The 18,120-nt window shown below is 70.1% G+C and carries 17 protein-coding genes and 1 pseudogene; 7 read left to right on the plus strand and 11 right to left on the minus strand.

From position 1 onward, the window contains the following. Window positions 1-118: 118 nt before the first annotated feature. Window positions 119-2,911, minus strand: a complete 2,793-nt coding sequence (locus P6166_RS01250) for a TonB-dependent receptor (protein WP_277762718.1) — start codon at window positions 2,909-2,911, stop codon at window positions 119-121. Between the two features lie 21 nt (window positions 2,912-2,932). Between P6166_RS01250 and P6166_RS01255 the strand changes: the two genes are divergently transcribed. Continuing rightward, window positions 2,933-3,151: a hypothetical protein gene (locus P6166_RS01255; RefSeq protein ID WP_277762719.1), complete on the plus strand. Its 219-nt coding sequence runs from the start codon at window positions 2,933-2,935 to the stop codon at window positions 3,149-3,151. 56 nt (window positions 3,152-3,207) lie between these two features. After that, window positions 3,208-4,230, plus strand: coding sequence for a sugar kinase (locus P6166_RS01260; protein WP_277762720.1), 1,023 nt, complete (start codon window positions 3,208-3,210; stop codon window positions 4,228-4,230). A gap of 15 nt (window positions 4,231-4,245) precedes the next feature. Here P6166_RS01260 and P6166_RS01265 read toward each other — a convergent pair whose 3' ends face one another. Together P6166_RS01265 and P6166_RS01270 are read right to left on the minus strand one after the other, a co-directional pair. Next, entirely contained in the window at window positions 4,246-4,884 is a 639-nt protein-coding gene (locus P6166_RS01265; protein ID WP_277762721.1) for a response regulator transcription factor, read from the minus strand. After that, a pseudogene (locus tag P6166_RS01270) lies at window positions 4,881-6,108 on the minus strand (sensor histidine kinase). The gene P6166_RS01265 and the pseudogene P6166_RS01270 overlap by 4 nt, the downstream one beginning before the upstream one ends. Before the next feature lie 18 nt (window positions 6,109-6,126). Between P6166_RS01270 and P6166_RS01275 the strand changes: the two are divergent. The 4 genes from P6166_RS01275 to dld all read left to right on the plus strand — a co-directional run bounded on the left by P6166_RS01275 (window position 6,127) and on the right by dld (window position 10,448). Beyond that, window positions 6,127-6,726 carry an isoprenylcysteine carboxylmethyltransferase family protein gene (locus P6166_RS01275; protein WP_277762723.1) on the plus strand — a complete coding sequence of 200 codons (600 nt, stop codon included), beginning with the start codon at window positions 6,127-6,129 and terminating at the stop codon, window positions 6,724-6,726. Window positions 6,727-6,794: 68 nt separating this feature from the next. After that, window positions 6,795-7,601 (plus strand): transcriptional regulator LldR, encoded by an 807-nt coding sequence (gene lldR / locus P6166_RS01280; protein WP_277762724.1) that lies wholly within the window; start codon window positions 6,795-6,797, stop codon window positions 7,599-7,601. Further along, complete coding sequence (gene lldD, locus P6166_RS01285; protein ID WP_277762725.1) at window positions 7,598-8,737, plus strand: FMN-dependent L-lactate dehydrogenase LldD; 1,140 nt, start codon at window positions 7,598-7,600, stop codon at window positions 8,735-8,737. Before lldR ends, lldD begins: the two co-directional genes overlap by 4 nt. 1 nt (window position 8,738) lies before the next feature. Next, window positions 8,739-10,448, plus strand: a complete 1,710-nt coding sequence (gene dld, locus P6166_RS01290) for a D-lactate dehydrogenase (RefSeq protein WP_277762726.1) — start codon at window positions 8,739-8,741, stop codon at window positions 10,446-10,448. Between the two features lie 12 nt (window positions 10,449-10,460). Here dld and P6166_RS01295 read toward each other — a convergent pair whose 3' ends face one another. Genes P6166_RS01295 through P6166_RS01325 form a run of 7 tightly spaced genes read right to left on the minus strand, consistent with a single transcriptional unit; the run spans window position 10,461 to window position 16,638 of the window. Next, entirely contained in the window at window positions 10,461-11,072 is a 612-nt protein-coding gene (locus tag P6166_RS01295) for a DUF2894 domain-containing protein (protein WP_277762727.1), read from the minus strand. After that, window positions 11,062-11,706, minus strand: coding sequence for an OmpA family protein (locus P6166_RS01300; RefSeq protein WP_277762728.1), 645 nt, complete (start codon window positions 11,704-11,706; stop codon window positions 11,062-11,064). Before P6166_RS01300 ends, P6166_RS01295 begins: the two co-directional genes overlap by 11 nt. Then, window positions 11,703-13,781 (minus strand): DUF802 domain-containing protein, encoded by a 2,079-nt coding sequence (locus tag P6166_RS01305; protein ID WP_277762729.1) that lies wholly within the window; start codon window positions 13,779-13,781, stop codon window positions 11,703-11,705. Before P6166_RS01305 ends, P6166_RS01300 begins: the two co-directional genes overlap by 4 nt. 9 nt (window positions 13,782-13,790) lie before the next feature. Then, window positions 13,791-14,486, minus strand: coding sequence for a DUF3348 family protein (locus P6166_RS01310; protein ID WP_277762730.1), 696 nt, complete (start codon window positions 14,484-14,486; stop codon window positions 13,791-13,793). A gap of 53 nt (window positions 14,487-14,539) precedes the next feature. Beyond that, window positions 14,540-15,418: a non-homologous end-joining DNA ligase gene (gene ligD, locus P6166_RS01315; protein WP_277762731.1), complete on the minus strand. Its 879-nt coding sequence runs from the start codon at window positions 15,416-15,418 to the stop codon at window positions 14,540-14,542. 3 nt (window positions 15,419-15,421) lie between these two features. After that, a complete protein-coding gene (locus tag P6166_RS01320) occupies window positions 15,422-16,330 on the minus strand; it encodes a Ku protein (protein ID WP_277762732.1) in 909 nt (302 codons plus the stop codon). Then, a complete protein-coding gene (locus P6166_RS01325) occupies window positions 16,330-16,638 on the minus strand; it encodes a hypothetical protein (protein ID WP_277762841.1) in 309 nt (102 codons plus the stop codon). Before P6166_RS01325 ends, P6166_RS01320 begins: the two co-directional genes overlap by 1 nt. 203 nt (window positions 16,639-16,841) lie before the next feature. Here P6166_RS01325 and P6166_RS01330 point away from each other — a divergent pair, with 203 nt between their 5' ends. Further along, the gene (locus P6166_RS01330) at window positions 16,842-17,009 is read left to right on the plus strand and encodes a hypothetical protein (RefSeq protein ID WP_277762733.1); all 168 of its coding nucleotides are present in this window, start codon (window positions 16,842-16,844) and stop codon (window positions 17,007-17,009) included. Window positions 17,010-17,017: 8 nt separating this feature from the next. Here P6166_RS01330 and adhP read toward each other — a convergent pair whose 3' ends face one another. Further along, window positions 17,018-18,046 (minus strand): alcohol dehydrogenase AdhP, encoded by a 1,029-nt coding sequence (gene adhP, locus P6166_RS01335; protein ID WP_277762734.1) that lies wholly within the window; start codon window positions 18,044-18,046, stop codon window positions 17,018-17,020. Window positions 18,047-18,120 lie beyond the last annotated feature (74 nt).

Raw genomic sequence — 18,120 nt, forward strand, 5'->3', positions numbered from 1 at the left:
CCGCAACCCGAAGGCCACGGAGGCGGGCCAAGCTAACGATCCCGCCGCCAGGCGACATCCTGCACCGCACCATCAAAGCCATCTCCCCGGGCTGGCCGGGGAGACGGGTTCATCTGCTTCAGAACTTGTAGCGCACGCCCAGCATGAACTGCCGGCCGGTCTCGCTGTACTGCAGCGGCAGCTTCCAGGCCGAGCCCACCCACTCGTCGGACGCCTCGTTGGTGAGGTTGATGCCCTCGAGCGTGAACTGCAGGTGGTCGTCGACCTGGTAGCTCAGCGAAGCGTCCACCGTGTTCACCGCGGTCATGCCGTGCACATCGAAGCCCGCTTCCGTCGCCGGTACCTGGGTGAGGTAGTCGTCGCGGTGCGTGTAGGACACGCGCCCGCTGAACTTCTCGCCTTCGTAGAACAGCGTGCCGTTATAGGAGTTCTTCGACAGGCCGGTCAGGTCGGTTTCCAGCGAGTTGGCGCCGGTCGTGGTGAGGTACTGGATCTTCGAATCCACGTAGGTGTAGTTCACCTGCACGCCGAAGTTGGACCACTTGCCCGGCAGGAAGGTGAACGGCTGCGTGTAGTTGAACTCGGCACCCTTCAGGTCGCCGCCGGGGGTGTTGAGCGGCACGCTGAAGGTGAAGTCGTCGGTGGCGGCCGCGCCGGTGCCGTCGAGCAGGCTCACCGGCAAGCCGCTGGCCGAGTACGGCATCACGGTGCGGGCGGTCTGCACGAAGCTTTCGATGTCCTTGTAGAACAGCGCCAGGCCGAGCATCGCGCCTTCGTCGAAGTACCACTCGAAGCCCAGGTCGGCGGTCTTGGCGCGGATCGGGTCGAGGTTCGGGTTGCCGCCGCTGACGGTGCGCGCACCGCCGGACACGTTGACCGTCACGCCCGGCGTCAGGCTACCCAGGCCCGGACGCGACATGACCTTGGCCGCGCCGAAACGGATCAGGAAGTCCGGGGTGATGTTGGCGACCAGGTTCATCGACGGCAGGAAATCGTTGTACTCGCGGTCCACCGTGGTGTTCACCAGTGCACTGCCGACCGTCGCATAGCCCGTGGAGGACTGCTTGGTCTTGACGTAGCGCCCGCCGATGTTGCCGCTGAAGGGTACGTTACCGATGTCGAAGCCGAAGTCGCCCATCAACCAGAAGCCGGTGTCCTTCTCCTCGACGCTGCGGGTGTTGACCGCGCGCTCGGCCAGGGCGAACGTGCCGCTGTTGCTGTAGATGTCCAGCGCGTCGGCGATGGCATCCAGGTTCGGGATCACCCAGGTGCCGGGCGAGCCGTTGATGCCGCCCAGGCTCGCCAGCTCGGTGAAATCGACCGGCACGATCTTGTTACCCGTGGCGAAGTTCGGCACCGACACTTCGGACGCGCGGCGCAGCTCGCGGGTCTTGAAGGTGTAGTCCTTGTACTGGACGCCGCCCTTCAGGGTGAAGCTCGCCGCCATGTTCCAGGTGAAGTCGAGGTCGGCGATGTCGTAGTCGTTATCCACGTACTGCGGGCGCAGGCGCACCTCGGCCAGTGTCCAGCCGGTGCCGTCGGTCGGGTCGATGCCGTAGTTGAACACCGGCGAGCGGCTGTTGCCACGGTAGTCGTAGCTGTAGCCGTCGACGTTGAGCTTGTCCATGATGATCGTGGTCTGGATCGGGTTCTCGTGCTTGGAGCTCGAGGTACCGACCTGGCCGTTGATCTTGAACGTATCGCTGAAGCGGTGCTCGCCGGCGAGCGAGAGCTGCTTGAAGGTGGTGTTCCACTCGTCGTAGCGCTGCTCGGAGCGGATGTCCACGTTGTCGAACTGCCCGTACAGCAGCGCGCCGGTCTTCGGGTCGATGTAGCCATCGTTGACCAGCATCTCCGGCTTGCCGCCCTGCGAGGCGCCACGCGAGAAGGAGATCGCTTCGATGTACTTCTCGGTGCGCTTGGCGTCGATCTTGGAGTACATGCCGTCGAGGGTGAACTCGGTGTTCTCGCCCGGCTTCCACTGCAGCGAACCGGTCAGGCCGGTGCGCTTCTGGTCGTGCTCCATCAGCGTGTAGCGCGGAAAGCGCGGGCTCCACACCGTGGCGCTGCGCGCGGCCTGGAACGGCGAGGCCGGGTTGAAGCCGTTGTTGGCGGTGCCGCCGGCCCAGCGGCCGGAGTTGCTGCCTTCTTCCAGCAGCTGGCGCTCGGAGTAGGCGAAGGAGAACAGCGCACCGAAGGTGCCGTCGGCCCAGGTGTTGGCGATCAGGCCCGCGACGCGCGGATCGGCCTTCTCGGCCATGTCGTTGTACGCCGCCTGCGCGCTGCCGGCCAGCGTGAAGCCGTCGTAGTCGAACGGATGCGCGGTGCGCAGGTCGACCGTGGCGCCGAGCGAGCCTTCCTCGACATCGGCCGAGGCGGTCTTGCGGACGATCAGCTGGGTGAACAGGTCCGAGGCGAAGACGTTGAAATCGAAGCCGCGCGAGCGGTTGGAACCGCCGGACTGGTCGGAACCGCCGACGGTGGTCAGCGCCTCCATGCCGTTGATGCGCACGCGGGTGAAATCCGGCCCGAGGCCGCGCACCGAGATGTTGCGGCCTTCGCCGGCGTCGCGGGTGATGACTACGCCCGGGATGCGCTGCAGCGACTCGGCCAGGTTGGTGTCCGGGAAGTTGGCGATGTCCTCGGCCACGATGGCATCGACCATGCCGGTCTCGCCGCGCTTGATGTCCAGCGCCTTTTCGACCGAGGCGCGGTAGCCGGTGACGGTCACGGTATCCAGGTTGACCGCCCCCTGGGACTGCTCCGCGCCGATCGCTTCCTGCGCCTGATGGCCGGTCGGGTCCGCGGTTTCGGCGGACTGGGCAAAGGCGGTGCCGGCGTGCAACGCCAGCCCGATCGAAAACGCGAGCAAGGTAACCGGTGTCTTCCGGCTAGGAATACGAGATTGCATGTCCTCCCCTCCCAAGGGTACATGAACTACGTGGTTTTCCAGTGGCTGTTCCAGCGGATGACACCGCTGGTCAAAAAGACGTTAGCAGCTGTTTCACACGGTCACATCTTGCAGCGCAGCAAGCTTTGTCGCCGTTTTGCGCCCAATACGGGCACATGCATGGGTATTGTCTCGGCGGCGGGGCGAAAAGGCCGGGCCACAGCACGGGTGGCGAGGGTTTCGATGCCGCCGCTAGAATGACACCGCTGGTCAGTTTCACACTGGCCATGCGGTCCTCTCGTCCAAGGAAAAGCCGAATGCGTCGTACCCGCGTGGTGTGTTTCGGAGAACTGCTGCTGCGCCTCGGCGCGCCGGGACGCGAACTGCTGTTGCAGTCGCCGCGCCTGGACGTGCACATCGGCGGCGCGGAGGCAAACGTGGCCGTCTCGCTGGCGCATTTCGGCCACGAGGTGGCGATGCTCGGCACGGTGGCGGACAACCCGCTGGGCGCCGCGGCGACGGGCGAGTTGCGCCGGCATGGCGTGGATACCTCGGCCGTGCGCGCGGTGCCCGGGCGCATGGGCCTGTACTTCCTCACCACCGGCGCCGGACATCGCGCCAGCGAGGTGGTGTATGACCGCGCGGATTCCGCGTTCGCGCTCGCCACGCCGGGGGATTACGACTGGCGCACCCTGCTCGCCGGTGCGGACTGGCTGCACCTGTCCGGCGTGAGCCCGGCGCTGGGTGCCGAGGCCGCGCAGGCCACGGTCGAGGCGGCGCGTTGCGCGCGCGAACTGGGCGTGCGCGTGTCCTTCGATGGCAATTTCCGCCCGAAGCTGTGGCAGCGCTGGCAGGGCGACGCCTCCGGCGTGCTGCGCGAGCTGTTTGCCTGCGCCGATATCGTCTTCGCCGACTACCGCGACATCGGCGTGGTGCTGGGCGGCGAGTTTCCGCAGGAGGACGTACGCGAGCGCGTGCGCGCGGCGGCCGCGCAGGCATTCGCGGCGTTCCCGCAGCTGCGGTGGATGGCCTGCACGCAGCGCGCGACGCTGAGCGTGGACCACCACAGCCTGGGCGCCATGCTGCTTGGCCGCGACGGCACCGAAGCGCTGGCGCCGGCCGAATCGGTGACCGGCATCGTCGATCGCATCGGCGGCGGCGATGCCTTCGCCGCCGGCGTGCTGCACGGCCTGATCGACGGCCGCGGCGCGGAAGGCGCCGTGCGCTTCGGCCTGGCGGCCGCGTGCCTGAAACACACGATCCCCGGCGACTTCAACCCGGTGTCGGCGGCGGAAGTGGATGCGCTGCTCGGCGAAGGGCGCCTGGACGTGAGGCGCTGAGGCCAGCCCGGCGCTTCAGATCACCCGCAGCGTGATCGCCTTGAGCACCGCGCGCGTGCGGTCGCGCGTGCCGAGTTTGTCCAGGATGTTGGACACGTAGTTCTTCACCGTTCCTTCGGCCAGGAACAGGGTGCGCGCGATTTCCTTGTTCGAGTAACCACCGGCCAGCAGGCGCAGGATGGCCACCTCGCGCTCGCCGAACGTGTCGGTGGGCGGCGCGTCGTCGCGATAGCGGTAGCGCGCGCGGACCGGATCGGTACTCACCGGCTGCAGCAGCGTCTCGCCCGCGGCGACGCGGATGATCGCCTCGCGCAGGTCCTCCGGCGCGGCGTCCTTGAGCAGGAAGCCCTGCGCGCCGGCTTCGCGCGCCTGCAGCAGCAGGTCGGCGTCGTCGAAGGTGGTCAACAACAGCACCGGCACCTGGTCGCCGCGCGCGCGCAGCTGGCGCAGCGCCTCGATGCCGTCCATGCCGGGCATGCGGATATCGCTGAGCACCACGTCCACCGCGCCGGGCCGCAACTGCTGCAGCAGCGAGACGCCGTCGTCGGCCTCCACCGCCACGGTCAGGCCCTGGTCCTGCAGCAGCGCGCGCAGCCCGGCGCGCACGAGGATCTGGTCGTCGGCCAATGCAAGGCGAAGCGTGGGAGTCGTCATGCGGGCAGTCTCGCAGTCAATCGCAGGCCGCCGCGTGCGCCGCGGCCCAGCTCCAGTTCGCCGCGCAGCGCGGCCAGGCGCTCGCGCATGCCGGCGATGCCGTTGCCCTCGCACAGCTTCGCCGGCGCGGCGCCATCGTCCTCGATATCCACGCACAAGGTGTCGTCGTGTTGCGACAGGTGCAGGCGCACATGGTCGGCATCGGCATGGCGCGCGGCATTGGTCAGCGACTCCTGCGCCATGCGCAGCACCACCTCGGCGACATGCGGGTCGCGGATGCGTACCTGCGGGTCGATGCGCACCGAAAACGCCGGGCGGGGGAACGGCGCGGCGAGCGCGCGCAGCGCGGTCTCCAGGCTCAGGCCTGGGTCGTCGCGCATCGAGCGCACGACGTTGCGGATATCGCCCAGCAACTCGGACGAGAGCTGCTCGACCAGGGCCAGCTCCGCATGCCCGGCCAGCGCCGGGTCGCCGGAGAGCCGGCGCAGGTTGAGCCGCATGGCAGTGAGCTTGTGGCCGGCGATGTCGTGCAGCTCGCGTGCCAGGCGCAGGCGCTCGGCATCGCGCGCGCTGTCGGCGAGCAGCGCGCGGGTGGCGAGCAGGTCGGCGTTGACGTGCATGAGGGCATCGCGCGTGCGGCTGGCCTCCATCGCGTAGTGGGTGGTCAGCGCGGCAAAGGCCTGGAAGCCGCCGTAGAGCGAGACCACCAGCCAGGGCTTTCCGAAATCGGCCACGTGCGCCAGCATCACGTAGATCGCCACGTCCATCGCCAGCGTCAGGCCCCACACGGCGATGCGCGGCCAGTGGCGCGCGGCCATCGCCACGACGATGACGGTGAGCACCGGCGTGGTGCCGGTGCGGATTTCCATCCATACCAGCGCCAGCGCGAGCAGCGCCTGCAGCACGAGCAGCGCGTGGTCGATGCGGCGCGGCACCTCGCGCTGCGCGAGGAAGCCGGCCACGAACACCGCCAGCGCGATCCAGCGCCACGGCCCGTAGGGCGAGTCGGTCAGCGTGAACGACAGCCCGATCGCCGCCAGGGTCAGCAGGCCGGCGAGGGTCAGGGGCTTGAAGAGATCGCGCAGGAAGCGGGGCATGGGCCGATGCTGGCAGTCCGGACGGCGCGGCGGCAATGGGCCCGGCGCAGAAAGTGACTTCCGGCAGGCAGCTTCGGTGACGATCGGCCCCTGACGCACCCGCGGGCGACGCGGAGACTGACCACATCCCAGAGGAGGCCGTCCCATGATCGCCATCGCCGCCCATGCCGTACCCGTGCAGCCGCAGCTGCTGTTCCTGGCCCTCAACCTGGTCTGGGCCGCCCACGAGGTCTGGCTGGGCCTGCGCCGCCGCGCTGCCGATGGCGGTGCGCGCGATGCCGGCACGCTCGGCCTGCTGTGGCGCGTGCTGATGCTCGGGATCTTCGCCGCGGTCGGCGTCACCCTCACCGGTTACGGCCACCTGCCGGCGTCCTGGCACGTGCCGATGCGTTGGGCCGGCTGCGCGCTGATCGCTTCGGGGCTCGTGCTGCGGATCTGGTCGATCCATGTGCTGGCACGCTTCTTCACCGTCGATGTCAGCGTGCAGCAGGGGCACGAACTGGTGCGTCGTGGTCCGTATCGCTGGATCCGCCACCCCTCCTACACCGGCGCCCTGCTGTGCTTCCTGGGCCTGGGCGTGGGCCTGGGCAATGCGCTCGCCCTGCCGCTGCTGCTCGTGCCGGTCGGCTTTGCGTTCGCGCGGCGTATCCGGGTCGAGGAGCAGGCGCTGCGCGAGGCGTTCCCGCAAGCCTATGCCGCCTATGCCGCGCAGACCGGCCGGCTGCTGCCATGGCGCCTGGTCTGACCAATATTCGTCGCGGGAACGCGGTGTTTGCTTGATCCCGTCAAGGCCATGGGCGCCTAATGGCGCCCATGGCGATATCACCCCCGCATCCGGTCGGACCAATACAGGAGAGTGACAGGCTCTCCGATCGCACCGCCACGCGGCTGCGCCGGCTCATCGTCGAGCGCAACCTGCAGCCGGGCCAGCGCCTGCCGGCCGAGCGCGTGCTGGCGCTGGAGCTGGGCGTATCGCGCAGCGTCGTGCGCGAGGCGATCCAGCAGTTGGCCAGCCTCGGCATGCTGGCGACCCGCGCCGGCGGGGGCACCTACGTGCAGGCGGCCGCCGCGCCGGTCCACGCCGTGGTCGAACCGTTGTCCCATTTCCGGGAGGTGCTGGAGGCCGACCCCGAGTACCGCTTCGACGTGCTGGAGACACGCCATGCGCTGGAAGCGGCGACCGCCTGGCATGCCGCCCTGCGCGCCACCGACGAGGACCGCGCGCGCATCCGCGACGCGTTCGAAGCGATGGGGGCGGCGCACGCACAGGAAGACGCAGCCGCCGAAGCCCTGGCCGACGCCCGCTTCCACCTCGCCATCGCCGAGGCCTCGCACAACCTGGTGCTGGTGCAGGTGATGCGCGGCCTGTTCGCGCTGCTGCAGGCCAACATCTCGCAGACCCGGCAGGCGCTGTACCGCGACCCCCGCACCGCCCCGGCGCTGGCGCGGCAGCACCGGGCGCTATGCGACGCCATCCTCGCCGGCGACGCCCCGGCCGCGCGCGAAGCGGCCGAAGACCACCTCGCCTTCGTCCACGAGGCGCTGCGCGCGCTCGACGACAACGCGGCGCGCCGCGATCGCGCCTCTCGCCTGCCCTTGCCCGTCGCCCGCCGTCCATGATCATTTCCGCCTCGACCGACTACCGCGCCGCGGCGCAATCGCGCCTGCCGCCCTTCCTGTTCCATTACATCGACGGCGGTGCCTACGCCGAGCGCACACTGCAACGCAACGTGCAGGACCTGGCCGATGTCGCCCTGCGCCAGCGCGTGCTGCAGGACATGAGCGGGGTGAGCCTGGACACCGAGCTGTTCGGCGAGCGTCTGTCGCTGCCGGTGGCGCTGGCGCCGGTCGGCCTGACCGGCATGTATGCCCGGCGCGGCGAGGTACAGGCGGCGCGCGCGGCGGCCCGCAAAGGGGTGCCGTTCACCCTGTCCACGGTGTCGGTGTGCCCGATCGAGGAAGTCGCGCCGGCCATCGCGCGGCCCATGTGGTTCCAGCTCTACGTGCTGCGCGACCGTGGCTTCATGCGCAATGCGCTCGAACGGGCCCGCGCCGCCGGGGTCACCACGCTGGTGTTCACGGTGGACATGCCCACCCCCGGCGCGCGCTACCGCGATGCGCATTCGGGCATGAGCGGGCCCAACGCCGCGTGGCGGCGCATGCTGCAGGCAGCCACGCATCCGCGCTGGGCGTGGGATGTGGGCGTGCGCGGGCGCCCGCACGACCTGGGCAACATCTCCACCTACCGTGGCCACCCAACCGGACTGGCCGATTACATCGGCTGGCTCGCCAGCAACTTCGACCATTCGATCTCGTGGAAGGACCTGGAGTGGATCCGCGAGTTCTGGGAAGGGCCGATGGTGATCAAGGGCATCCTCGACCCGCAGGACGCGCACGAAGCGGTGCGGTTCGGCGCCGACGGCATCGTGGTGTCCAACCATGGCGGACGCCAGCTCGACGGCGTACCTTCCACGGCGCGCGCGCTGCCGGCCATCGCCGATGCCGTGCAGGGCGAGCTGCGCATCCTGGCCGACTCGGGTATCCGCAACGGGCTGGATGTCGTGCGTATGCTGGCACTGGGCGCCGATGGCGTGCTGCTGGGCCGTGCATTCGTCTACGCGCTGGCCGCGGCGGGCGAGGCCGGCGTGGCCAACCTGCTGGACCTGATCGAGAAGGAGATGCGCGTGGCGATGATCCTCACCGGTGCCAAGTCGATCGCCGATATCGACCGCCGCCTGTTGGTACGGGACGCCTGACATGGCCGATACCTCGCCCACCGTCGAGCTCACCGCGCGCCTGCGCGCCACGGTGGGCGATGCGCATGTGCTGACCGGCGAGCGCGCCACGCGCCGCTATCGCAAGGGCTACCGCTTCGGCGATGGCCCCGTGCTGGCGGTGGTGCGGCCCGGGAGCCTGGTGGAGATGTGGCGGGTGCTGCAGGCCTGCGTGGCGGCGCGCTGCATCGTGATCCTGCAGGCGGCCAACACCGGGCTGACCGGCGGCTCCACGCCCGATGGCGACGACTACGACCGCCCGGTGGTGCTGGTCAGCACGCAGCGGCTGCGCGGCATCCGCCTGATCCGCGAGGGCCGCCAGGTGGTCTGCCTGCCCGGCGCCACGCTGGACCAACTGGAGCAGGCCCTGCTGCCCTTGCACCGCGAGCCGCACTCGGTGATCGGCTCGTCGTGCATCGGCGCCTCGGTGATGGGCGGGGTGTGCAACAACTCCGGCGGCGCGCTGGTGCGCCGCGGACCGGCCTATACCGAGCTGGCGCTGTACGCACAGCTCGGCGAGGACGGGCAGCTGCGGTTGGTGAACCACCTGGGCATCGCGCTGGGCGATGCACCGGAAGACATCCTGCGTCGTCTGGAGGCGGGCGAGTACACGGAGGGCGACATCGTCGACGACCCTTCGCGCGCGGCCTCCGACCCCCACTACGGCCAGCACGTGCGTGATGTGGATGCGACCACGCCCGCGCGCTTCAACGCCGATCCGGTGCGGCTGTTCGAGGCGTCCGGTTCGGCGGGCCGGCTGGCGGTGTTCGCCGTGCGGCTGGATACCTTCCCGCGCGAGGAAAGCAGCGTGTTCTATCTGGGCACCAACGCGCCGGAGGACTTCACCGCCGTGCGCCGCTACCTGCTGACCCAGTTCGACACCCTGCCGATTGCCGGCGAATACCTGCATCGCGACGCATTCGACATCGGCGAGAAGTACGGCAAGGACAGCTTCCTGCTGATCGAGCACCTCGGCACCGCGCGCGTGCCGCGTGCGTTCGCGTTGAAGAGCCGCATCGACGGCTGGTGCGAGGCGATCGGGCTGCCCGGCGCGGCGGACCGATTGATCCAGGCCGTGATGGGCATCCTGCCACGCCACCTGCCCGCGCGCATGTACGACTTCCGCGACCGCTACGAACACCACCTGCTGCTGCGGGTGGGGCGCGCGCAGGTACCGGAAGTGGAGCTGTTCCTCAAACAGCACTTCAACGCCAGCAAGAGCGGGAGCTTCTTCCGTTGCGACGAGGCAGAAGGACGCAAGGCGTTCCTGCACCGCTTCGCGGTAGCTGGCGCGGCGGTGCGCTACCGGCAGGCGCATCGCGATACGGTGGAGGACATCGTGGCGCTGGACGTGGCGCTGCGCCGCAACGACACCGCGTGGGTGGAGACGCTGCCGCCGGATATCGAGGCGACGCTGCTGCACAGGCTGTACTACGGCCACTTCCTGTGCCACGTCTTCCACCAGGACTACATCGTGCGCAAGGGCCACGACCCGCTCGCCATCGAGCATGCGATGTGGGCCGGGCTGGACCGGCGCGGGGCGGAGTATCCGGCCGAACACAACGTGGGCCACCTCTACCGCGCCAAGCCGGCGCTGGAAGCGCACTACCGCCAGTTGGACCCGTGCAACGCCTTCAACCCGGGCATCGGGCAGACCCCGCGCCGCGAAGGTTGGGCACAGACGCCGCAATAGGCCGCGCGCGGATCAGCCGCGCCGCTTGCGCGACGCGGTACGACGCGCAGCCGCCGGCTGCGGCACACCCGCCCCGCGTGCCTGGAAGCGTTCGAGCCAGCACAGGTGGTCGGCGTAGGCGAGAAAGTGGCGCAGGTACTCCGGGCTGGTCGCGCGCATATGCGCAATCGCGCGGTGCACCAGCACGCCGGAGTTGAGCGGCCCCGCATCGGCCGGCTGCGGTGCCAGCGACTGGCGCAGGCGGCGCTCGCCGAGCAGTTCGCCCCACAGGCGCCGGAATTCGGCCAACGCCGGCAGCGGCGGCATCGCTTCCGTGTCCTCCGCCCCCTGCGCGCGGCGCGCGGCGGCCAACCGGCCCAGCAGCGGCGCGAGCGGGCCACCGGCGGAAGCCTGCGCGCGCGCGTCCGGGCGTTCGAATGCCCCTGCCCGCGCGAGGGCTTCGTCATAGGCTTCCATCAGTTCGGCGAGGCGGGCCTGGATCAGCGTGCGGGCACGGCCGTCGTGGCGCGCCGCGCGGGCGGCCAGCGCCTCGATGAAGCGAAAGCGCGTGCCATCGAACCGGTCCGCGCCGCAGGCACGCCATGCGGCCAGCCGGGCCTGGATGTCCCGGTCCTCAGCGCGCATGCGCGCCGGCCTTGCCCTGGCGCGGGACCGGCGCCAGCTCCACGCGCCGGTTGCGCGCGCGGCCTGCCTCGCTGGCGTTCGAATCCACCGGTTGCTGCGCGCCGAACGCGGCGGCGAACACCGACGAGGCCGGCACGCCCTCTTCGATCAGCGCGCGCGTCACCGTCAGCGCGCGCTCGGCCGACAGCGCCCAGTTGTCGGCGAAGCGCCGGTTGCCTTCGTGCACCTGCGCATCGTCGGTGAAGCCGCTGACCATCAGGATCTCGTCGCGCCCCTGCAGGTAGGTCTTCAATGGCGCGGCAAGGCTGCGCAGCACTTCGCGCCCTTCCGGCTGCAGCTGGTCCGAATTGAGCGCGAACAGCACGTTGCCGCCGATGCCGATGCGGCCATCGACGAACGTCACGCGACCGGCGGCCAGCGGCGCGGCCAGCGCCTGCTCCAGCGCCTTGCGCTGCTGGACTTCGCGCTGGTGCTGGCGCATCTCTTCCTCCAGCCGGCTGGAGAGCTGCTGCTGCACGGCGATCACGCCCACCAGGATCAGCACGAACGCCCCGAGCAGCACCGACATCAGGTCGCCGAATGCCGCCCACACGGGGGCGGTGCCGCCCTCCTCGGCCTCGAACTCGACGCTCATGCCGCCGCCGCGCCCGTGGCCTGGCGCAGTTCCTCGACGATCTGGCGCTGCGCCAGCATGCTCAGGTCCACCACTTCGCGGGCCTGGGCCACGTAATAGGCGAGCTGTTCATCGCTGCGCGCGAGCGACTGCACCAGCGCCTGCTCGATGCCCTGCAGGCGTTCGGCCAGCGCGTCGTTGACGGCGGCGAAGGATTGCAGCGTGCCGCCGAACGCATCCCCGAGGCTCGCGACTTCGGTGGCACCGGCGGCGAGCTGCGCGGCGGCCGCGTCGATGCGTTCGCCTTGCGCCTCCACGCGTTCGGCGAACCGGCTGCCGACGCGGTCGAGCAGGTCGGCCGACGTGGCCACCAGCGCATCGATGGCCGCCCGCTGCTCGGTGGAGGCGTGGTTGACCGCGTCCAGCAGCGTATCCAGCGTGGCCAGCATCTGGCTGCGCTCGGCCAGCATGTCGTTGTCGCGCGCCATGCTTTCCGAGAGCGTCTGGCGCAGCCCGGCGATGACTTCGGCGGCGGCCTGCGGCGCGGCGGCAGCGGTCTGCACCAGCCGGGCCACTTCCTCGATGGTCGCATTGGCCTGCGCCTGCGTGGCGTGCGCGAGCGCCTCGCCGGTGCGCCGCAGCGCCTCGCAGCTGTCGTGCTGGCGCTGCGCGGCTTCGGCACCGGCCTGCAGCCAATCCTCGCGCAGCGTGGAACCGGCGGCGGTGAGCGTGTCGCGCCACTGCGCCAGGCGCTGCTCGTCGCGCGCGACCAGTTCGCCGTGCAACGCCGCCTGCGCTTCGCCCGCACGCGCTACCCACGCGACCGAATGCCGCTCGAGCGTATCGGCGGCCGCGGACAACGCCTGCGCCTGTGCCTCGGTCAGCGCGGCGTGCGTGGCCTCTTGGTGCGACAGCGCCTGCCGCCATGCGTCGGCCATGCCCTGCGTGGCGGTTTCCAGGCGCGTGGACACGCCTTCGACCACGCCGGCGCTGCGCTGCGCGAAATCGTCGTTGAACCGCGACAACGCGCCTTCCAGGGCCGTGGCCAGCGCGGCGTTGGACTGGCGCTGTTCGTCGATGGCCGTGCGCCAGGCGGCGGCCGCGGTATCGCCTGCAGCGGCAAATCCCGCCGACAGCGCGTCGAAATGCTGCTGCGCCGCCTGCGCCACGCTCGCCTGCGTGGCCGCGCCCTCGCGCGCCAATCCGGCCAGCGTGGTGTCCACCACCGGCTGCAGGCCCGCGCCGATGGCGCTGGCGCCCTCGGCCACCGCGTTGCGCAGCGCACGTTCGAGCGTGGCCGAAAGCGCCGCCTGGGCCACTTCTGCCTGTTGCTGGAACGCCTCCTGGTGCGCGCGCTGGCGCTCGCTGTCGGCGGCGGCGCGCTGCGCCAGGCCCTCGGCCATGGCCTGCAGCCGCTCCACCAGCACCGGCATCAGCGCGGCTTGCTGTTGCAGCCATTGGAAGGTCTGGCGTTGTTCGTGCGCGCGCGAATGCATCTGCAACGAGGTGCCGATGCAGGCATCGAGCTGCTCCACGACCTGCACGCGCTCGCGCCGGCACAGCGCCGACAGCAGGCCCAGCATCGCCGAGCTGGCCACGCCGGCGATCGAGGTACCGAACGCGAAGCCGAGGCCCTTGACTGGCGCGGCCAGCGAATCACGGATCGATTGCAGGTCGGCCGCGCTCTCCAGCGCGAAGCCGGTGCCGCGCAGCGTCGCCATCATGCCCAGCAGCGTGCCGAGCATGCCCAGCAGGACGAGCAGGCCGACCAGATACGGCGTCATGCCCGGCGCCGGCAGCGGTACCCGCTCGCCTTCGATGCGCAGCTGCACCGCATGGCGCAGCGAGGCCGGAACGCGGGCCAGCCAGGCGCCCAGGTCCTCGCGCGCGGCATCGACATCGGCCAGCGCATCGCGCAGCCCCACGGTGGCGCGCTGGTAACGCGACAGCTCCAGCACGCCGGCGAGGTAGCACGCGCCGATCACCGCGGCGACCAGCGCCGCCAGCGGATGGGTCAGGACATAGCCGGCACCGGTCCAGCCGATGGCCAGCAGGCCGAGGAGGAAGACAACGAGGTTGAGCGGATTTCTGAGCATGGTGGTCATTCAGGCGCGAAGCGCTGCCAGCAGCGCCTCCAGCGGTTGGAAACGGAAGTCGAGTTCGGCGAGCAGCACGTCGCGCATTTCCTGCCGGAAGGCGTCCAGTGCGTCGTCTGAAAGGGAAGGTGGGCCCGCGGCCGCGTCGTCGGCCCCCGGGCGCAGGCGCGCGAAGCGCTCGGCCAGCAACGAGGGCACGGCGGCCAGCCAACGTTGCTCGCGCGGGCTGAGGACCTGTTCCATCAGGGCATCCACCTCGGCCAGCCGCGCCAATGGCTCGGGGCCGGCGGCCAGGCGGTCACGCAGCAGGCCGCGCAGGCGGCCGGTGGCGCTGTGCATGGCGCGCTGCAGGGAGAGGCAACGTTCCTGGTAGGGCGCGAAATCCCGGGTGGCGAGGCTGCCCGGCGGCGGGCGGCGGGCCAGCAAGGGTTCTTGGTTGATCGACTGCACCAGCGCCTCGCGGGCGCGGGCGCAATCGGCCTCGCCTACGGCGTCCTCGACGGACTCGGGGGCGGGCGGCGGCGGTTGGTCCAGCGCGCGGGCCAGCGATACGGCGTGGTTCCAGTCGATCCACTGCTCCAGGCGCTCGGTCAGCACGGGCGGCGAGCGGCCTGCGTCGGCTTGCCCCAGGCCGGCGAGCAGGCGAATGAATGGCGGGGCCGAGACCAGCGCCCTTGTCGTGCTTTCCGCCATTATTCCAGCCAAAAAGAAGGCGATTTTACACGGCGCGGCCGCGCTGGCCGCGCCGTGTTGGCGCCTCAGCGTTCAGGCAGGGCCTGTTTGAGCTTGCGCCAGTCGCCCCAGGGATGGACCTTCAGCCGCGCCGCGCGCTGCCGGGCCTTGGGCAGCGGAAAGGCCTGCGGCGAGGCGATACGGGACAGTTCCTCCCAGCGCAGCGGCATGGCCACCGCCGCGTGCTCGCGCGCCCGCAGCGACCAGGAGCACACGCTGGTGGCCCCGCGCGCGTTGCGCAGCCAGTCGATGAAGATCACGCCTTCACGCTTGGCCTTGCTCATCGTGGCGACGTAGCGATCCGGGTGGCGCTCGGCCAGGCGGTGCGCCAGCAGGTCAGCGAATTCGCGCGCGGCGTCCCAGCCCGCGCGCGGGCGCAGCGGTGCCACCACGTGCAATCCCTTGCCGCCGGACAGGCGCACGAAGCTCTCCAGCCCGAAATGCCGCAGCTCGGCACGGATGTGCCGCGCGCCCAGCTTCACCTCGCGCCAGCCCACGCCCTCGCCCGGGTCCAGGTCGAACACCAGTTGGTCCGGATGCTCGGGGTCGTCCACGGTCGCGCCCCAGGGGTGCAGCTCGAGCGAATTCATCTGCACCAGCTCCAGCAGGCCGGCCAGGTCCTCGATGTAGAGGTAGTCTTCCACGCCGCTCTTTTGCTTCAGCGGCACCTCGTGCACATGCGCGCCCAATCCCCGGCCCAGGTGCTTCTGGAAGAAGCATTCGGCGCCGACGCCATCGGGGCAGCGCAGCAGCGACAGCGGCCGGCGCACCACCTCCGGCAGCAGCCATCGCGAGACGGCGCGGTAATAGTCGGCCACGTCGGCCTTGGTCAATCCGGAGGCGGGATACACCACCCGCTCCGGATGCGTGATCGCCACCTCGCCCGCCGCCCGCGCTGGCGACATGGCTCAGCCCGCCTTGCGCCTGGCCGGCGCCTTCTTGGCGGCCTTGGTCGCCTTCTTCGCCGCCGTCTTGCGCGCCGGGGCCTTCTTGGCGGCCGTCTTCTTGGCCGGAGTGCGCTTGTTGGCCTGCAGGCTCTTCTGCAGCAGCGACATGAAATCGACCACGTTGGTGGTCTCTTCCTCGTGCGCGGCCGGGGTGTCCTCGATGCGGGTCGTGCCGCCCTTGGCCTTGATGCGCTTCTTCAGCACCGCTTCGAGGCGTGCACGGAATTCATCGTGGAAATCCTGCGGCTTCCATTCGCCGGCCATGGACTCGATCAGCTGCGTGGCCATTTCCTGCTCGCGCGGGTTGATGCGGTAATCCTTGGCCGATCCGGTAGGCAGCTTGTATTCCTCGGGGTCCACCAGCTCCTGGTGGTAGCGCAGCAGCAGCAGTACCAGCGCGTCGCCTTCGGGCACCACCGCCGAGAGGTATTCGCGCGTGCGGATCACCACCCGCGCGATGCCGACCTTGCCGGTCGCGCGCAGCGTTTCGCGCAGCAATACGTAGCCCTTCTCGGCTTTCTTGCCCGGCACGAGGATGTAGGGCTTCTCGTAGTAGCGCGGGTCGATGTCGGCGGCATCGACGAAGGTCTCGACCTCCACCGTCTCGTGCGTCTCCGGCGCGGCCGAGCGGATATCCGCTTCCTCCAGCACGACGTAACTGCCCTTGTCGTACTCGAACGCCTTGACGATCTCCTTCCATGGCACTTCCTCGCCGGTGTCGGCATTGACGCGCTCGAAGCGGATCGGCTTCTTGTCGCGCGAATCGAGCATGCGGAAGTGCAGGTCGGTCCTGCGCTCGCCCGACATCAACGCAACCGGCACGTTCAACAAGCCGAAGGACAACGTACCGGACCAGATAGGACGGGCCATCAGTGAGCGACTCCATGGACAGCGGCTTCGGGCATGTGGTCCAGCGCGCGCCACGCGTCCTCGACGATGGCGCGTGCGCGGCGCCAGCTCAGTCGCGAGGCACCGCGCATCTGCTCCCACTGCGCGGCCAGGGCATCGTCGATGTCCGGCGCGCGGGGCCAGTCGGCGGCGTGGGTGCGCCGGGCGAATTCGTAGGCGGGGTAAAGATCGCGCCAGGTCGGCCCGCCGCGGCGGCGGCGGCGCTGGTAGTCCACCAGGCTGTAGTGGCGGTAGTCCTGCGCGATGCCGTGCTCCAGCGGCGGCAACATCGCCGGAAGCTGCGGGTCCAGCGGCGGGGCGAATAGGCGGCGGTCGGGACGACGTTCGAAGGGGCGCACGGCGCGGCTCCGGCATCGGCGGGGAGGGCGCACAGCAGTAACGCCGCTGCCGTTAGACAGGCGTGAGCGGCCGCTTGCCCTGCCCTTCACGGCGTGCGCGGTGAACTCGGGTTCCCCCTTTCCGGAGCCTGGCCATGACCCGAGACCCCCTGCGCGAGAACACGCCGCCGGTGCCCGGCGAGCAGCGCGGCAAGCACGACAGCCAGGAGATGGAGGACCGCGGTGCGGGCGAGCGGCCCGACGAGCTGATCCCCGGCGATGCGGAATCGCCCGCGCGGCTGCCGGGACAGCCGCCGGGCTGACACGAGGCCTAGGCGGCCAGGTCGAGGACCACGCGGCCTTCGATCTTGCCGGCGTGCATGCGCGCGAAGATGTCGTTGATGTTCTCCAGCCGGTCGGTATGCACGGTGGCGGCCACCTTGCCCTGCGCGGCGAAATCCAGCGATTCCTGGAGATCCAGCCGCGTCCCCACGATGGAGCCGCGCACGGTCACGCCATTGAGCACCATGCCGAAGATATCCAGCGGGAAGTCGCCCGGCGGCAGGCCATTGAGCGAAACCGTGCCCCCGCGGCGAACCATCCCCAGTGCCTGGGAAAACGCCTTGGGCGAGACGGCCGTGACCAGCACGCCGTGCGCACCGCCGATTTCCTTCTTCAGGTAGGCGGCCGGGTCCTGCTGGGCGGCGTTCACCGTCACGCTGGCGCCGAGCTTGCGCGCCAGCGCCAGCTTGTCCTCGTCGATATCCACCGCCGCCACGTTCAGGCCCATGGCGCGGGCGTACTGCACCGCCATGTGGCCCAGGCCGCCGACGCCGGAGATCACCACCCATTCGCCGGGCCGGGTGTCGGTCACCTTCAGGCCCTTGTAGACGGTGACACCCGCGCACAGCACCGGCGCGACTTCCACGAAACCGACGTTCTTCGGCAGGTGGCCGACGTAGCGCGCATCGGCCAAGGCGTATTCGGCGAAGCCCCCATTGACCGAATAGCCGGTGTTCTTCTGCGTCTCGCACAGGGTTTCCCAGCCGCCCAGGCAATGCTCGCAATGCCCGCAGGCCGAATACAGCCACGGAATGCCGACGCGGTCGCCTTCCTTCACGTAATCCACGTTGGCGCCCACGGCCACCACGTGGCCCACGCCTTCATGGCCGGGAATGAAAGGCGGGTTCGGCTTGACCGGCCAGTCGCCCTCGGCGGCGTGCAGGTCGGTATGGCACACGCCGCACGCCTCGATCTTGACCAGGATCTCGCCGGCGCCAGGCCGCGGGACGGTCACTTCCTCGATCACCAGCGGCTGCCCGAACGCGCGCACCACCGCTGCCTTCATCGTCTTGTCCATGCCGGGTCTCCTCACGGGGGAGCGGTGAGGATGCGCCGGCGCGGGTGACGCGGCCTTGATCTCGGTCAATCGCC

It is taken from the genome of Stenotrophomonas sp. HITSZ_GD (genome assembly GCF_029543105.1).
Taxonomy (GTDB): domain Bacteria; phylum Pseudomonadota; class Gammaproteobacteria; order Xanthomonadales; family Xanthomonadaceae; genus Stenotrophomonas_A.

What these genes read in the sequence shown, in the direction of transcription:
- P6166_RS01255 (WP_277762719.1), top strand. Translation starts at nt 2,933, where the DNA reads ATGAACTACGTGGTTTTCCAGTGGCTGTTCCAGCGGATGACACCGCTG.
- P6166_RS01325 (WP_277762841.1), bottom strand. Translation starts at nt 16,638, where the DNA reads ATGTTGCCGCCGCTGGAGCACGGCATCGCGCAGGACTACCGCCACTAC.
- P6166_RS01250 (WP_277762718.1), bottom strand. Translation starts at nt 2,911, where the DNA reads ATGCAATCTCGTATTCCTAGCCGGAAGACACCGGTTACCTTGCTCGCG.
- P6166_RS01300 (WP_277762728.1), bottom strand. Translation starts at nt 11,706, where the DNA reads ATGAGCGTCGAGTTCGAGGCCGAGGAGGGCGGCACCGCCCCCGTGTGG.
- lldR (WP_277762724.1), top strand. Translation starts at nt 6,795, where the DNA reads ATGGCGATATCACCCCCGCATCCGGTCGGACCAATACAGGAGAGTGAC.
- P6166_RS01295 (WP_277762727.1), bottom strand. Translation starts at nt 11,072, where the DNA reads ATGCGCGCTGAGGACCGGGACATCCAGGCCCGGCTGGCCGCATGGCGT.
- P6166_RS01305 (WP_277762729.1), bottom strand. Translation starts at nt 13,781, where the DNA reads ATGCTCAGAAATCCGCTCAACCTCGTTGTCTTCCTCCTCGGCCTGCTG.
- P6166_RS01265 (WP_277762721.1), bottom strand. Translation starts at nt 4,884, where the DNA reads ATGACGACTCCCACGCTTCGCCTTGCATTGGCCGACGACCAGATCCTC.
- P6166_RS01330 (WP_277762733.1), top strand. Translation starts at nt 16,842, where the DNA reads ATGACCCGAGACCCCCTGCGCGAGAACACGCCGCCGGTGCCCGGCGAG.
- P6166_RS01260 (WP_277762720.1), top strand. Translation starts at nt 3,208, where the DNA reads ATGCGTCGTACCCGCGTGGTGTGTTTCGGAGAACTGCTGCTGCGCCTC.
- ligD (WP_277762731.1), bottom strand. Translation starts at nt 15,418, where the DNA reads ATGTCGCCAGCGCGGGCGGCGGGCGAGGTGGCGATCACGCATCCGGAG.
- lldD (WP_277762725.1), top strand. Translation starts at nt 7,598, where the DNA reads ATGATCATTTCCGCCTCGACCGACTACCGCGCCGCGGCGCAATCGCGC.
- dld (WP_277762726.1), top strand. Translation starts at nt 8,739, where the DNA reads ATGGCCGATACCTCGCCCACCGTCGAGCTCACCGCGCGCCTGCGCGCC.
- P6166_RS01275 (WP_277762723.1), top strand. Translation starts at nt 6,127, where the DNA reads ATGATCGCCATCGCCGCCCATGCCGTACCCGTGCAGCCGCAGCTGCTG.
- P6166_RS01320 (WP_277762732.1), bottom strand. Translation starts at nt 16,330, where the DNA reads ATGGCCCGTCCTATCTGGTCCGGTACGTTGTCCTTCGGCTTGTTGAAC.
- adhP (WP_277762734.1), bottom strand. Translation starts at nt 18,046, where the DNA reads ATGGACAAGACGATGAAGGCAGCGGTGGTGCGCGCGTTCGGGCAGCCG.